Source organism: Streptomyces sp. NPDC054842, from assembly GCF_053611025.1.
Genome location: NZ_JBSGZN010000009.1, coordinates 64,620 through 78,485 on the forward strand (window position 1 = coordinate 64,620; position 13,866 = coordinate 78,485).

Annotated in this window: 15 protein-coding genes; 9 read left to right on the forward strand and 6 right to left on the reverse strand. The window is 71.5% G+C overall.

What is annotated here, in order from left to right:
• Positions 1-3: 3 nt before the first annotated feature.
• Together ACWGIS_RS09535 and ACWGIS_RS09540 are read right to left on the reverse strand one after the other, a co-directional pair.
• Positions 4-966 (reverse strand): ABC transporter permease, encoded by a 963-nt coding sequence (locus ACWGIS_RS09535; RefSeq protein WP_453361814.1) that lies wholly within the window; start codon positions 964-966, stop codon positions 4-6.
• A gap of 22 nt (positions 967-988) precedes the next feature.
• Positions 989-2,617 carry an ABC transporter substrate-binding protein gene (locus ACWGIS_RS09540; protein WP_453361815.1) on the reverse strand — a complete coding sequence of 543 codons (1,629 nt, stop codon included), beginning with the start codon at positions 2,615-2,617 and terminating at the stop codon, positions 989-991.
• Between the two features lie 218 nt (positions 2,618-2,835).
• On the opposite strand from ACWGIS_RS09540, the gene ACWGIS_RS09545 reads away from it, so the two are divergent.
• The 5 genes from ACWGIS_RS09545 to ACWGIS_RS09565 all read left to right on the forward strand — a co-directional run bounded on the left by ACWGIS_RS09545 (position 2,836) and on the right by ACWGIS_RS09565 (position 6,407).
• On the forward strand, positions 2,836-3,597 hold the full coding sequence (locus tag ACWGIS_RS09545) for a FadR/GntR family transcriptional regulator (RefSeq protein ID WP_453361816.1): 762 nt from the start codon (positions 2,836-2,838) through the stop codon (positions 3,595-3,597).
• Between the two features lie 31 nt (positions 3,598-3,628).
• Positions 3,629-4,099 carry a protein-tyrosine phosphatase family protein gene (locus tag ACWGIS_RS09550; RefSeq protein WP_453361817.1) on the forward strand — a complete coding sequence of 157 codons (471 nt, stop codon included), beginning with the start codon at positions 3,629-3,631 and terminating at the stop codon, positions 4,097-4,099.
• Between the two features lie 253 nt (positions 4,100-4,352).
• The gene (locus ACWGIS_RS09555) at positions 4,353-4,568 is read left to right on the forward strand and encodes a hypothetical protein (RefSeq protein ID WP_453361818.1); all 216 of its coding nucleotides are present in this window, start codon (positions 4,353-4,355) and stop codon (positions 4,566-4,568) included.
• 217 nt (positions 4,569-4,785) lie between these two features.
• Positions 4,786-5,532, forward strand: a complete 747-nt coding sequence (recO, locus tag ACWGIS_RS09560; protein WP_453361819.1) for a DNA repair protein RecO — start codon at positions 4,786-4,788, stop codon at positions 5,530-5,532.
• 29 nt (positions 5,533-5,561) lie between these two features.
• Positions 5,562-6,407, forward strand: coding sequence for an isoprenyl transferase (locus ACWGIS_RS09565; RefSeq protein WP_453361820.1), 846 nt, complete (start codon positions 5,562-5,564; stop codon positions 6,405-6,407).
• Positions 6,408-6,488: 81 nt separating this feature from the next.
• On the opposite strand, the gene ACWGIS_RS09570 is transcribed toward ACWGIS_RS09565, so the two are convergent.
• Genes ACWGIS_RS09570 through ACWGIS_RS09585 form a run of 4 tightly spaced genes read right to left on the reverse strand, consistent with a single transcriptional unit; the run spans position 6,489 to position 9,614 of the window.
• A complete protein-coding gene (locus tag ACWGIS_RS09570; protein WP_453361821.1) occupies positions 6,489-6,911 on the reverse strand; it encodes a Fur family transcriptional regulator in 423 nt (140 codons plus the stop codon).
• 59 nt (positions 6,912-6,970) lie between these two features.
• Positions 6,971-7,873 carry a metal ABC transporter permease gene (locus tag ACWGIS_RS09575; RefSeq protein ID WP_453361822.1) on the reverse strand — a complete coding sequence of 301 codons (903 nt, stop codon included), beginning with the start codon at positions 7,871-7,873 and terminating at the stop codon, positions 6,971-6,973.
• On the reverse strand, positions 7,873-8,640 hold the full coding sequence (locus tag ACWGIS_RS09580; protein ID WP_453361823.1) for a metal ABC transporter ATP-binding protein: 768 nt from the start codon (positions 8,638-8,640) through the stop codon (positions 7,873-7,875). The genes ACWGIS_RS09575 and ACWGIS_RS09580 overlap by 1 nt, the downstream gene beginning before the upstream one ends.
• Positions 8,641-8,657: 17 nt before the next feature.
• Positions 8,658-9,614 (reverse strand): zinc ABC transporter substrate-binding protein, encoded by a 957-nt coding sequence (locus tag ACWGIS_RS09585; RefSeq protein WP_453361824.1) that lies wholly within the window; start codon positions 9,612-9,614, stop codon positions 8,658-8,660.
• 173 nt (positions 9,615-9,787) lie between these two features.
• Between ACWGIS_RS09585 and ACWGIS_RS09590 the strand changes: the two genes are divergently transcribed.
• From ACWGIS_RS09590 to ACWGIS_RS09605, 4 genes are all read left to right on the forward strand, one after another.
• Complete coding sequence (locus ACWGIS_RS09590) at positions 9,788-11,170, forward strand: glycine--tRNA ligase (protein ID WP_402381674.1); 1,383 nt, start codon at positions 9,788-9,790, stop codon at positions 11,168-11,170.
• Between the two features lie 208 nt (positions 11,171-11,378).
• Positions 11,379-11,990 carry a LysE family translocator gene (locus tag ACWGIS_RS09595; RefSeq protein WP_453361825.1) on the forward strand — a complete coding sequence of 204 codons (612 nt, stop codon included), beginning with the start codon at positions 11,379-11,381 and terminating at the stop codon, positions 11,988-11,990.
• Between the two features lie 234 nt (positions 11,991-12,224).
• Entirely contained in the window at positions 12,225-13,241 is a 1,017-nt protein-coding gene (locus ACWGIS_RS09600) for an aldo/keto reductase (protein WP_453361826.1), read from the forward strand.
• 20 nt (positions 13,242-13,261) lie between these two features.
• Entirely contained in the window at positions 13,262-13,849 is a 588-nt protein-coding gene (locus ACWGIS_RS09605) for a TetR family transcriptional regulator (protein WP_453361827.1), read from the forward strand.
• Positions 13,850-13,866 lie beyond the last annotated feature (17 nt).

The window sequence follows — 13,866 nt, forward strand, 5'->3', positions numbered from 1 at the left end:
CGGTCACCGGGCCGCGTCCCGCAGGCGCGGATTGACCAGCAGGTGGAGGAGGTCGATGGCGAGGTTCACGACGACGAAGCCCGTGGCCGTCGTCAGGACGACGCCCTGGACGACCGCCGGATCGCCGTTCTTCACCGCGTCGATCATCAGTTTCCCCATCCCGGGCAGGGAGAAGATCGTCTCGATGACGACCGCCCCGCCGAGCAGGTACCCGACCCGCAGGCCCAGTACGGTCAGTGGGTTGATCAGGGCGTTGCGCAGGACGTTCCGGCCGACGACCACGACCGGCGGCAGCCCGCTCCCGACGGCCGTCCGCACGTAGTCCTTGTCGAGCTCCTCGACCACGGCGGTGCGCACGATCCGGGTGAGCTGGGCCGCGACCGGCAGCGACAGCGCGAAGGCGGGCAGGGTCATGGTCTCCAGCCAACCGCCCACCGAGTCGGCGGGGTTGACATAGCCGCCGGTCGGGAACCAGCCCCGGTCGACCGCGAGGTACTGGATCATCAGCAGCGCGAGCCAGAAGCCGGGGGCGGCGACGCCGGTGAGCGAGACGAGCCGGACGACCTGGTCGGGCAGCCGGTCCCGGTGGATCGCGGCGGTGACCCCGCCGAGCAGCGCGAGGACCACCGCGATGCCGAGCCCGAGGAAGGTCAGCTGGAGGGTGAGCGGCAGCGCGGTGGTCACCTGGTCGACGACCGGGGCCCGGGTCAGCGCGCTGGTGCCGAGGTCACCGTGCAGCAGGTCGCCGACGAAGTGGACGTAGCGCACCGGGAAGGGGTCGAGCAGGCCGTTCTCCTCCCGGAAGTCGTGCAGTTGCTCCTCGGTCGGGTTGGCACCCTGGAAGAACGCGGACGCCGGATCGACGTCGGAGAACCGCATCACCAGGAACACGAAGAGCACGATGCCCAGCATCAGCGGCACCAGCAGGGCGATGCGGCGGACCAGGATCCGGACGACGGTGACCACGCGCGACCCCTCTCCCCGCCGGCTAGGCCCACTTGGCCTGGAGGAGGTTGACGCCCGGGTAGGGCTGGGCGCGTACGCCCGTCAGCCGCCTCGGGTCCCAGGCCGTCATCAGCTCGTTGTGCACCACCGGGTACAGGACGGCCTGTTCCGCGACGACGTCGATGTAGTCCTGGATCATCGTCTTCTTGCGGTCGGGGTCCGGCTCGCGCGTCGCCTGGTCCATGTCGCGGAACAGCTTCCTGGCCACCGGGTCACCGGCCCAGCGGGCGTAGCCCATCCACAGGTTCCGGGGGCCGTAGTTGTAGTGCATGATCAGGTCGGCGTCGAGACCGAACTGGTTCGGGTTCGAGGCGGCGGCCACCACCTGGTAGTCCCGCTTCTGGTCCATCTTCGTGAAGACGGCCGTGGTCTCCTGCGGCGAGAGGGTGGTCTTGACGCCGATCGCGTCCCAGGACGCCTTGACGGTCGGCAGGCAGTCGACGATCCAGCTGACGTTGACCGCGAGGAGGTCGATCCTCAGCCCCTCGGCCCCGGCCTCCTTCAGCAGTTTTCTCGCCTTCTCGGGGTCGTACGAGTAGACCGTCTTCGCGGGCCGGTAGGCGGGGTTGGCCTCGTTCAGGAAGGAGGTCGACGCCCTGCCGTGGCCCTTGAGCGCGACCTCCACCATCTTGTCCGTGTCGATGGCGTAGTGCAGCGCCTGGCGCACGCGCACGTCGTCGAAGGGCTTGCGCCGGGTGTTGAACATGAGGAAGAGGTTGTTCATGCCCGCCCCGCCCTGGACGGTCAGGCCGCTCCTTTTGAGCTGACCGATGTTGGCGTACGGGATGTTGTCGGCGAGCTGCGCCCCCGCGCTCGACCCGGAGATCTTCGCGACGCGCGGCGCGGCGTCCACGATGGTCAGCCAGTTCATCCTGCGGAACGCGGCCCTGCGCGGGCCGTTGTAGTCGTCGAAGGCCTCGAAGGTGGTGTTGGACTTGGGGTGGTGGGCGGTCTGCCGGTACGGGCCCGACCCCACCGCCTTGCCCTTGATCGCCTCGTCCCAGGCGCCCGGCTTCGAGAAGACGTGCTTCGGCATGACCTTCGCCAGCGTGAGCCGCGAGATCCCCTCGGGGAAGGGGAACTTGAGGATCAGCTCGACGTTGCGCGCGTCGATCTTGCGGACCGTCCGGAGCCAGGGCGCGAAGAATCCCTTGGCGAGGGTCTGGGTGTCCGGGTCGAGGATCCGGTCGAAGACGAAGACGACGTCGTCCGCCGTGACGGGCGCGCCGTCGTGGAACCGGGCGCCGGCCCGTAACTCGAACTTCCAGGAGATGCCGGTCAGATCGGCCGGGACCTCGGTGGCGAGCGCCGCGTACGGCTCGCGGGAGATCGGGTCGGTGTCGAGCAGGCCCTCGTAGATGTGGTGGTTGGCGGCCATGGAGAACGCGGAGGCGGTCTGCGTGGGGTCCCAGCTGCCGTCGTTGCCGTAGCCGATGACGGCGGTCAGCGTGCCGCCCTCGCCCCCCTTCCCGCCCCCGGTGTCGTTCGTCGACTCCGGCCCGGACGAGCAGGCGGACAGCGAGGAGGAGACGGCGGCGGCCGCGCCGAGCGCGGCGCCGTACTTCAGGAACGACCGGCGGTGCGGCGCCGGAGCGGGGGTCACGTCGCGCACGGTTCCTCCAGCAGGAGTGGGAGAGCGGCTCGGACGAGGGGAGATACGACGTCCTACGTCATGGGCGGCAGCGTGACCCTAGGAGGGGCCGTGGGGGCGGTCAAGGGACCGCGCACGAATGGCGCGTTGTCCACGGCCACGCCCGATGAAGCGGCCACATCCCGCGGTCGAGGTTTATCCCGCCGCGAGATGGGACGTCCGATGTCGGCGAGCGTACGATGCGGCGCATGGTTGAGGAGACCGGGAACCGGCCCAGGCCCACCGGGACGCGCATCCCCCGTGAACGGCGCGTGAGCAGCCAGATCCAGCGCGAGGTCACGCAGTTGATCCTCGACCGCAGGCTCCAGGCGGGCGCCTCGCTGCCCACCGAGACCGAGCTGATGGAGGACCTCGGCGTGAGCCGCAACTCCGTCCGCGAGGCGCTCAAGGCGCTCCAGGCCCTGGACATAGTGGAGATCAGGCACGGCTACGGCACGTATGTCGGCCAGGCTTCGCTGACCCCCCTCGTCGACGGCCTGACCTTCCGCACGCTGGCCCAGCAGGACGACGACACCAGCGCGCTCACCGAGATCCTCCAGGTCCGCGAGGTCCTGGAGGAGGGCCTGATCCGGCGGGTCGCGGCCACGCTCTCCGAGGCCGAGCTCGACCGCCTCGAATCCGTGGTCTCCCGGATGGAGGAGGCGGGCCGCGACGGCCTGCCCTTCCCCGAACTCGACCGCGAGTTCCACGAGTTGCTGTACGCCTCGCTCGGCAACACCCTCGTCCCGCAGCTCCTCGGCGCCTTCTGGACCGTCTTCCGGCGCGTCGCGGGCGCCCGCGGCTGGACCGACGACCCCGCGCCCGGACTGACCGTGCGCCGCCACCGCGACATCGTCACCGCCCTGCGCGCCCGCGACGTCGAGGCCGCCCAGCGCGCGATGGCGGACCACTTCCGGGGCATCGAGTCCCGCGCGGCCCAGGAGTCGCACGGCGTGGGCTGACCCCGTCCGGGGCGCGGCCTACGCTGAGTCGGTGACCGACCCCCGCAACCCCGCCGACCCCCGGAACCCCGCCGTCACCTGGGACCCCGCCGGCGCCGGGGTGCTGCGCCTGCCCTCCGGCCGGCTGGTCCGCGGCCGCGCCCTGCGCCGGCCCCTGCCGCCCGGCACCCCCGCCCCGGCGTACGGCGTGTACCTCCTCGGCCGCCGGCCGCCCGAGGTGCCGTGGGAGTCCCACTGGCTGCGCTGGCCGGACTTCCGCCTGCCCGGCAGCCCCGACGAGGCCCGCGAGGTGCTCACGGACGCCTGGCGGCGGGCCGCCGGTGAACGCGTCGAACTCGCCTGCGGCGGCGGTCGCGGGCGCACCGGGACCGCGCTGGCCTGCCTGGCCGTCCTCGACGGCGTGCCGCCCGAGGAGGCGGTCGGCTACGTCCGCTCCCACTACGACCGGCACGCGGTGGAGACGCCCTGGCAGCGGCGGTACGTGCTCCGCTTCCCCGGCTGAGACCGGCCCTGACCCGCGTCCCGCGGTGCGCACCTGTGAAGCACGGAGTCCGGCCGAGTGTAGGTGCACCGCGTCACACCCCGCGTGCGAAGAGTGAAACTCGCAGCCGGAGGGGAGCACGGGGGAGGCAGTACCCGTACCACCGGGGGCGGTTCGCGACGCCCGGCGTCGATGAGGCGGAGGCAGCAGTGAAGGAAATGCGGGCAGCAACAGCAAACACGGGAAACATGCCGCCGACGGGCCGGAGCTGCCGGTGAAGCCCCCGATCGGCGCCTACGTCGTCGACCTCCGCACCGGACAGGTGGGCATCGTCATGGGGCACGAGGGCCCGTACGTCCAGCTGAGGCCCTACGGCGGCGGCCGGGAGTGGGACTGCGAGCCCGACGCCCTGCGCGGCGCCACCGTCGCCGAGCGGCTCAGCGCGGCCACCGCCTACGCCAACGCGCGCAGCCGCGGCGAGGTCCCTTGAAGCGGAGCCGCCGCCGGGGCCGACGGGGGCCGGGACCGAAAGGAGCCGGCCCGGCCCGGAGCACGGGCGCCGTAGGCGAGAATGGGGGCATGAGTCTGTTCCGCGCCGACGGCACCGCGCCGCGCCCCCGGACGTCCGGCGGGGCGGGCCGGAGCGTGCCGCGGTCACCCCGTCGCCCCGCCGCGCGCCGCGAACCGGGCCGGTCCGGGGGCGGACGATGAGCCTCTTCCGCGACGACGGCGTCGTCCTGCGGACCCAGAAGCTCGGCGAGGCGGACCGGATCATCACGCTGCTCACCCGCGGCCACGGGCGCGTGCGGGCCGTGGCGCGCGGGGTACGGCGCACCAAGTCGAAGTTCGGGGCGCGGCTCGAACCCTTCTCGCACGTGGACGTGCAGTTCTTCGCGCGGGGCAGCGAGCTCGTCGGGCGCGGCCTGCCGCTGTGCACCCAGAGCGAGACGATCGCCCCCTACGGCGGCGGGATCGTCACCGACTACGCGCGCTACACCGCGGGCACGGCCATGCTGGAGACCGCAGAGCGGTTCACCGACCACGAGGGCGAACCGGCCGTCCAGCAGTACCTGCTCCTGGTCGGCGGGCTGCGCACCCTCGCCCGCGGCGAGCACGAGCCGCATCTCGTCCTCGACGCCTTCCTGCTGCGCTCCCTCGCCGTGAACGGCTACGCGCCGAGCTTCACCGACTGCGCGAAGTGCGGGATGCCCGGGCCGAACCGGTTCTTCTCGGTGGCCGCGGGCGGCTCCGTCTGCGTCGACTGCCGGGTGCCCGGCAGCGTCGTACCCTCGGCGCAGGCCCTGGAACTGCTCGGCGCGCTGCTCACGGGAGACTGGGAGACCGCGGACGCCTGCGAGCCGCGGTACGTCCGGGAGGGCAGCGGGCTGGTGTCGGCGTACCTGCACTGGCACCTGGAGCGCGGCCTGCGCTCCCTGCGGTACGTAGAGAAATAGCCGCACGGAATCAAGGAGACGAGAGACACATGGTCGTACGCGGGATCCTGGGACGCCAGCGCCGCGAGTACCGGACGCCGGAGCCGCACCCCTCCGGTGCCACGGCGCCCAAGCTGCCCGGCGAGCTGATCCCGAACCATGTGGCGGTCGTCATGGACGGGAACGGCCGGTGGGCCAAGGAGCGCGGGCTGCCGCGCACCGAGGGCCACCGGGTCGGCGAGGGCGTCGTCATGGACGTCCTCAAGGGCTGCCTGGAACTGGGCGTGAAGAACCTGTCCCTGTACGCCTTCTCGACGGAGAACTGGAAGCGCTCGCCGGAAGAGGTGCGCTTCCTGATGAACTTCAACAAGGACGTCATCCGCCGCCGCCGGGACGAGATGGACGAGCTGGGCATCCGCATCCGCTGGGTCGGCCGGATGCCCAAGCTGTGGAAGTCGGTCGTCCAGGAGCTCCAGGTCGCCCAGGAGCAGACCGAGAAGAACGACGCGATGACGCTGTACTTCTGCGTCAACTACGGCGGGCGGGCCGAGCTCGCGGACGCCGCGAAGGCCCTCGCCGCCGACGTCGCCGCGGGCCGGCTCGACCCCGACAAGGTCACCGAGAAGACGATCCAGAAGTACCTGTACTACCCGGACATGCCGGACGTCGATCTCTTCCTGCGGCCCAGCGGCGAGCAGCGCGTCTCCAACTACCTGATCTGGCAGTCGAGTTACGCGGAGATGGTGTTCCAGGACGTCCTGTGGCCCGACTTCGACCGCCGTGACCTGTGGCGCGCCTGCGTCGAGTACGCCTCCCGGGACCGCCGCTTCGGCGGGGCCGTCCCGAACGAGGACCTGCTCAAGATGGAGGCGGCCATGCGGGGCAACCCCGAGTAGGACGGCACACGAGAGGCGGGGCCGTGGTCCACGGCCCCGCCTTCCGCGTTCTCGACGGGCCGGCGGCCGGCCCGGACGGTGCTATTCCTCGGCCGGGCACTGCGCGCACTCCGCGCAGGTGCCGAAGATCTCGACGGTGTGGGCGACGTTCACGTAGCCGTGCTCGGCGGCGATCGCCTCCGCCCACTTCTCCACGGCCGGGCCCTCGACCTCCACCGCCTTGCCGCAGACCCGGCAGACCAGGTGGTGGTGGTGCTCGCCGCTGGAGCAGCGCCGGTACACGGACTCGCCGTCGGACGTGCGCAGGACGTCCACCTCGCCGGCGTCGGCGAGCGACTGGAGCGTGCGGTAGACGGTCGTCAGGCCGACCGAGTCGCCCTTGTGCTTGAGCATGTCGTGCAGATCCTGCGCACTGCGGAACTCGTCCACCTCGTCGAGCGCCGCCGCCACGGCGGCACGCTGCCGGGTGGAGCGGCCCTTCACGGACGGTCCAGCGGTCGTCACCGGTTGCCTCCTCACGTCTGCACTTGCCGGGCCATTGTGCCAGTCCGGCCCGGCGGTGGTCAGACGCCGACCTTGCCGTCGGAACCCCGGCTGGCCGGAATCACGCACTCCGCCGGATCCCCGGCGGGCCCCGCGGCGACCAGGGCCCGCGCGCGGCGCCGGGCCAGCGGGGCGGCCAGGAGCGTGAGCACGAAGAAGGCGCCGATGGCCATCAGGACGATCGTCGCACCGGGCGGCACGTCCTGGTAGTACGACGTGGTGGTGCCGCCGACCATGACGGTCACGCCGATGGCGACGGCGATCGCGAAGGTGGCCGCGAAGCTGCGGCTCAGCTGCTGGGCCGCCGCCACCGGGACCACCATCAGCGCCGACACCAGCAGCAGCCCGACGACCCGCATCGCGACCGTCACCGTCACCGCCGCGGTGACCGCGACCAGCAGGTTCAGGGCGCGCACCGGCAGCCCGGTGACCCGCGCGAACTCCTCGTCCTGGCTGACCGCGAAGAGCTGGCGGCGCAGGCCCACGGTGACGAGCACCACGAAGCCGGCCAGCAGGCAGATCGCGGTCACGTCGGACTCGGACACCGTCGACAGGGAGCCGAAGAGGTACGACACCAGGTTGGCGTTGGAGCCGCCCGGGGCGAAGTTGATGAGCATCACGCCGCCGGCCATGCCGCCGTAGAAGAGCATGGCGAGGGCGATGTCGCCGCGGGTCTTGCCGTACCAGCGGATCAGCTCCATCAGGACGGCGCCGAGGACGGAGACGAGCGTCGCCATCCACACCGGGGACCAGGACAGCAGGAAGCCGAGGCCGACACCGGTCATCGCGACGTGGCCGATGCCGTCGCCCATCAGGGCCTGGCGGCGCTGGACGAGGTAGATGCCGACGGCGGGGGCGGTGACGCCGACCAGGACGGCGGCGATCAGGGCCCGCTGCATGAAGGCGTAGTTCAGGATCTCCATCAGCTCAGCAGTCCCGTGCGAATCGGTTCGGCGCCCGCCGGAGCGTGCGGGTGTACGTGGTCGTGGCCGGGCAGCGCGTGCTGGCCGAGGGCGCGCGGGGGCGGTCCGTCGTGGGTCACGCAGCCCTCGCGCAGGACGATCGCCCGGTCGATGAGGGGCTCCAGGGGGCCCAGCTCGTGCAGGACGAGGAGGACGGTGGCGCCCTGGCCGACCTGCTCGCGCAGGGTCCGGGCGAGCACCTCCTGGCTGGCCAGGTCGACTCCCGCCATCGGCTCGTCCATGATCAGCAGCTCGGGTTCGGCGGCGAGCGCGCGGGCGATCAGCACGCGCTGGTGCTGGCCGCCGGAGAGGGCGTCGACGGAGTCCTTCGCGCGGTCGCTCATGCCGACCTGCTCCAGGGCCCGGCGCACGGCCTCGCGGTCGGCCCTGCGCAGCACGCCGAAGCGGGCGCGGGAGAGCCGTCCGGAGGAGACGACCTCGGTCACCGTCGCCGGGACGCCTCCGGCGGCCGTGGTGCGCTGCGGTACGTAGCCCACGCGCCGCCAGTCGCGGAACGCGCCCCGCGGGGTGCCGAACAGCTCGATCTCGCCCGCGGTGGCGGGCACCTGCCCGATGACGGCGCGCACGGCGGTCGACTTGCCGGAGCCGTTGGCCCCGAGCAGCGCGACGACCTCGCCCCGGCGCACGGTGAGGTCGATGCCGCGCAGGACCGGGCGTGACCCCAGCTCGGCGCGGACGCCGCGCAGGGATATGACGGGCTCACCCATGAAGTCCTCCGGTCCGGTCACTTGGCGCCCAACGCCGCTTCGAGGGCCTTGAGGTTGGCGTCCATGACCTCCAGGTAGTCGTCGCCCGCCGAGCGGTCGGTGATGCCTTCCAGCGGGTCGAGGACGGCCGTCTTCAGGCCGGCGTCCCGGGCGAGCGTCCTGGCGGTCTTGTCGGACACCAGTGTCTCGTAGAAGACCGTGGTGACGCCGTCGGCCTCGGCCTCCTGGTGGAGTTCCCTGATCCGGGCGGGGCTGGGCTCGCTCTCCGGGTCGAGGCCGGTGATGGCCTCCTGGGTCAGGCCGTAGCGCTCGGCGAGGTAGCCGAAGGCGGCGTGGTTGGTGAAGAAGACCTTGGTGCCGGTGTTCTTCAGGCCGTCCTCGAAGCGGGTGTTCAGCGCGTCGAGCTTGCCGGTCAGCGCGTCGGCGTTCTTCGCGTAGTCGGCCGCGTGGTCCGGGTCGGCCTTCTCGAAGGCGGCCGCCACGCCCTTGGCGACCTCGGCGTACTTCACCGGGTCCAGCCAGACGTGCGGGTCCCGGGCGTGCTCCTCCTTCTCGGAGGAGGCTGCCTCGCCCTCGTGGGCGTGCTCGACGTCGCCGTGGTCCTCCAGCTTCGTGAGCGTCGCCGCGTCGATCCTGTTCTCGACGCCGGACTGGGAGACGGCCTCGTCCACGGCGGGCTGGAGCCCCTTGAGGTAGAGCACGGCGTCGGTCTCCTGGAGCTGCGCGGTCTGCTTGGCGCTGAGCTCCAGGTCGTGCGGCTCCTGGCCGGGCTCGGTGAGCGTCGTCACATTCACGTGGTCGCCGCCGATCTGCTCGGCGAGGTACTGCATCGGATAGAACGACGCGACGACGTCGAACTTGTCCGTGTTTCCGGCGGCCGCGCTGTCCGAAGAGCAGGCCGAGAGGGTGCCGATGCCGATCGTGGTGGCTGCCGCGAGGGCTATGCCGGATATGTGACGCCGTCCTACGTTCATGACAGTCATTTTCAACTAAACTGGAAACGGTTGTCAACAAGCCCGGTGAGCGGCCCTTGGGCGGACCGATTTGATTGTGGGGCAGGCCACGCCGGTAACCTGAAGCATTCGCTCTGAAGCAATGCTCCGCAGCATCTCGCTTCGTCGCCCGTCGTCGTAATGAAGAGAGCACCGTGGCCGCCGACAAGATCGACACCATCGTCAGCCTGAGCAAGCGCCGTGGCTTCGTATTCCCCTGCAGTGAGATCTACGGCGGTCAGAAGGCCGCCTGGGACTACGGGCCGCTGGGTGTCGAGCTCAAGGAGAACATCAAGCGCCAGTGGTGGCGTTACATGGTCACCTCCCGCGAGGACGTCGTCGGTATCGACTCGTCGGTGATCCTGGCCACCGAGGTCTGGGTCGCCTCCGGCCATGTCGCCACGTTCAGCGACCCGCTCACCGAGTGCACCTCCTGTCACAAGCGCTACCGCGCCGACCACCTGGAGGAGGCCTACGAGGCGAAGCACAACCGCCTCCCGGAGAACGGCCTCGCGGACATCAACTGCCCCAACTGCGGCAACAAGGGCCAGTTCACCGAGCCCAAGCAGTTCTCGGGTCTGCTCTCCACGCACCTCGGCCCGACCCAGGACAGCGGCTCGGTCGCCTACCTGCGTCCCGAGACCGCGCAGGGCATCTTCACCAACTTCGCCCAGGTCCAGCAGACCTCGCGCCGCAAGCCGCCGTTCGGCATCGCGCAGATGGGCAAGTCCTTCCGCAACGAGATCACGCCCGGCAACTTCATCTTCCGGACCCGCGAGTTCGAGCAGATGGAGATGGAGTTCTTCGTCAAGCCGGGCGAGGACGAGAAGTGGCAGGAGTTCTGGATGCAGGAGCGCTGGAACTGGTACACCGGCCTCGGCCTGCGCGAGGAGAACATGCGCTGGTACGAGCACCCGGCGGAGAAGCTCTCGCACTACTCCAAGCGCACCGCCGACATCGAGTACCGCTTCCAGTTCGGCGGCAACGAGTGGGGCGAGCTGGAGGGCGTCGCCAACCGCACGGACTACGACCTGTCCGCGCACTCCAAGGCCTCCGGCCAGGACCTCTCCTACTTCGACCAGGAGGCCGGCGAGCGCTGGACCCCCTACGTCATCGAGCCCGCCGCCGGTGTCGGCCGCGCGATGCTGGCCTTCCTGCTCGACGCGTACGTCGAGGACGAGGCCCCCAACGCCAAGGGCAAGATGGAGAAGCGCACGGTGCTGCGCCTCGACCCGCGCCTGTCGCCGGTCAAGGTCGCCGTCCTGCCGCTGTCCCGCAACCCGGAGCTGTCGCCGAAGGCCAAGGGCCTGGCGTCCGCCCTGCGCCAGCACTGGAACATCGACTTCGACGACGCGGGTGCCATCGGCCGCCGCTACCGCCGCCAGGACGAGATCGGCACGCCGTTCTGCGTGACGGTCGACTTCGACACCCTCGACGACAACGCCGTCACGGTGCGCGAGCGCGACTCGATGAAGCAGGAGCGCGTCTCCCTCGACCAGATCGAGGGCTACCTGGCCGCCCGCCTCATCGGCTGCTGACCCGACGCACGTCCCGGGCCCCCGGTTCCGCCACGCGGAGCCGGGGGCTTCGTCGTGCCCGGGCGGAGCCGGTCAGCGGTCGCCGCCGGAGCCGGGCGAGCGGTCCCGGCGGGCGCATCGGTCCTGTTGCCGCGCCGCCGATTGGTCCTGTTTCCGCGCCCCCGATTGGTCCTGGAGGCGAGGGCGCCGCGCCCGCCAGGCTGGCCGCATGAGCATCGCGTTCCTGCTGACCACCCTCGTCGTGGTCGCCACTCCCGGTACCGGCGTCGTCTACACCCTGGCGGCCGCCCTCTCCCAGGGCCGGCGCGCCGGGGTCGTCGCCGCCTTCGCCTGCACGCTCGGAATCGTCCCGCACATGCTGGCCACCGTCACCGGTGTCGCCGCCCTGCTGCAGACCAGCGACACCGCCTTCCTGGTCCTCAAGTACGCGGGCGTGGTCTACCTCCTCCACATGGCCTGGGCCACGCTGCGCGACAAGGAGGCGCTCGTGGTGGACGGGCGGGCGGCGCCCCGCACGTTCGGACGGGTCGTCGTCTCGGGCGTCCTGGTCAATCTCCTCAACCCGAAGCTGACGATCTTCTTCTTCGCGTTCCTGCCGCAGTTCGTGACCCCCGGCGAGCCCGGCGCGCTGCCGCGGATGCTGGCCCTCAGCGGGGTCTTCATGCTCGCGACGTTCGTCGTCTTCGCGGGGTACGGCGCCCTGGCGGCCTCCGTCCGCGACCGGATCGCCGCCCGCCCGCGCGTGATGGCCTGGCTGCGCCGGAGCTTCGCGGGCTCGTTCCTCGCGCTGGGCGCGAAGCTGGCGCTCACCGCCCGGTAGGCGGTGCCCGGCGCCCCGGACGGGACGCGGGGCGCCCGGCGGCGGCCCAGCCCGTTGCAGTGCCGAGCCGGTCCGGGCGACGAGGTCATGACGACCTACCGCTGACACATGACAGCTGACAGATATTGAAATCTGTCAGCTGTCATGTCAGGCTGGAGGCACGTCATCGTCCGGGTCCCCTCCCGGGAGCGAACGAGTCCGGTTTCCCTGTCCGGGGAACCAGAAGGAGCCCTCATGCACACGCGTCCCCTCGGCACCACCGGCCCCCAGGTCTCCGCCCTCGGCCTCGGCTGCATGGGCATGTCCGCCCTGTACGGCGACGCGGACCGGGCCGAATCCGTCGCGACGATCCACGCCGCCCTCGAAGCGGGCGTCACCCTGCTCGACACCGGCGACTTCTACGGCATGGGCCACAACGAGATGCTGATCGGCGAGGCGCTCCGCACCGCCCCGCAGGCCCGGCGCGAACAGGCGCTCACCAGCGTCAAGTTCGGCGCCCTGCGCGACCCGGACGGCGGCTGGTCCGGTTACGACGGACGTCCGGCCGCGGTGAGGAACTTCGCCGCGTACTCGCTCCAGCGGCTCGGCGTCGACCACATCGACGTCTACCGGATCGCCCGGGTCGACCCCGAGGTGCCGATCGAGGAGACGGTCGGCGCGATCGCGGAACTGGTGCAGGCCGGGTACGTCCGCCACATCGGGCTCAGCGAGGTCGGCGCGGACACCGTCCGCCGGGCCGCCGCCACGGCGCCGATCTCCGACCTCCAGATCGAGTACTCGCTCATCTCCCGCGGCATCGAGGACGAGATCCTGCCCGCCGTGCGCGAGCTGGGCATCGGCGTCACCGCGTACGGCGTGCTCTCGCGCGGGCTCATCTCCGGCCACTTCACCCCGGACCGGCAGCTGGCCTCGAACGACTTCCGCGCCGTCAGCCCCCGCTTCCAGGGCGACAACCTCCGGCACAACCTGTCCCTCGTGGAGGCGCTGCGGAAGATCGCCGCGCAGAAGGACGTCAGCGTCGCGCAGATCGCCATCGCCTGGGTGCTCGCGCAGGCCACGCGGCAGGGCGCGGACATCGTGCCGCTGGTCGGCGCCCGCACCCGCGAGCGGCTGCACGAGGCGCTCGGCGCCCTGGACGTCACGCTGGACGCCGAGGACCTCGCCGCCGTCGAGGAGGCCGTGCCGGCCGGTGCCGCGGCGGGCGACCGCTACCCCGAGGCCCAGATGGCGCACCTCGACAGCGAGCGCTGACCTGGCGGTACGGTTCCGTCATGGCACCGACCACCGAGACCCTGACCGCCGAGCGCATCCTGGAGGCCACCGAGGACGTGCTGCGCCGGCACGGCCCGGCCAAGGCCACCGTGGTCGACGTGGCGCGGGCGCTCGGGGTCAGTCACGGCAGCGTCTACCGCCACTTCCGCACCAAGGCGGCGCTGCGCGAGGCGGTGACCGAGCGCTGGCTGGAGCGGGCGTCCGGGGCGCTGGCGGACATCGCCGGGCAGGACCGGGACCCGGAGCAGCGGCTGCGGGACTGGCTGTCGGGCCTGTTCACCGCCAAGCGGCACAAGGCGGGCGACGACCCCGAGCTGTTCGCCACGTACATGGTGCTCATCGGCGAGACCAGCGAGGTCGTCGACCGCCACCTCGCCAAGCTCGTCGGCCAGCTCACCCGCATCGTCGGCGACGGCGTCGCCCTCGGCACGTTCACCGCCGCCGACCCGCCGTCCGCGGCCCGCGCGGTGCTGGACGCCACCGGCCGCTTCCACGACCCCTACTACGCCCGTGACTGGCAACAGCCCGGCATCGAGGCCGAGTTCGCGGCGGTCGTGGAACTGGTGACCCGCGGGCTGCGGGCCTGACGGACTCCCGCGGCCGC

Coding starts and splice junctions, on each gene's coding strand:
- ACWGIS_RS09565 (WP_453361820.1), top strand. CDS start 5,562: ATGGTCGTACGCGGGATCCTGGGACGCCAGCGCCGCGAGTACCGGACG.
- ACWGIS_RS09605 (WP_453361827.1), top strand. CDS start 13,262: ATGGCACCGACCACCGAGACCCTGACCGCCGAGCGCATCCTGGAGGCC.
- ACWGIS_RS09575 (WP_453361822.1), bottom strand. CDS start 7,873: ATGGAGATCCTGAACTACGCCTTCATGCAGCGGGCCCTGATCGCCGCC.
- recO (WP_453361819.1), top strand. CDS start 4,786: ATGAGCCTCTTCCGCGACGACGGCGTCGTCCTGCGGACCCAGAAGCTC.
- ACWGIS_RS09600 (WP_453361826.1), top strand. CDS start 12,225: ATGCACACGCGTCCCCTCGGCACCACCGGCCCCCAGGTCTCCGCCCTC.
- ACWGIS_RS09580 (WP_453361823.1), bottom strand. CDS start 8,640: ATGGGTGAGCCCGTCATATCCCTGCGCGGCGTCCGCGCCGAGCTGGGG.
- ACWGIS_RS09595 (WP_453361825.1), top strand. CDS start 11,379: ATGAGCATCGCGTTCCTGCTGACCACCCTCGTCGTGGTCGCCACTCCC.
- ACWGIS_RS09585 (WP_453361824.1), bottom strand. CDS start 9,614: ATGAACGTAGGACGGCGTCACATATCCGGCATAGCCCTCGCGGCAGCC.
- ACWGIS_RS09545 (WP_453361816.1), top strand. CDS start 2,836: ATGCGGCGCATGGTTGAGGAGACCGGGAACCGGCCCAGGCCCACCGGG.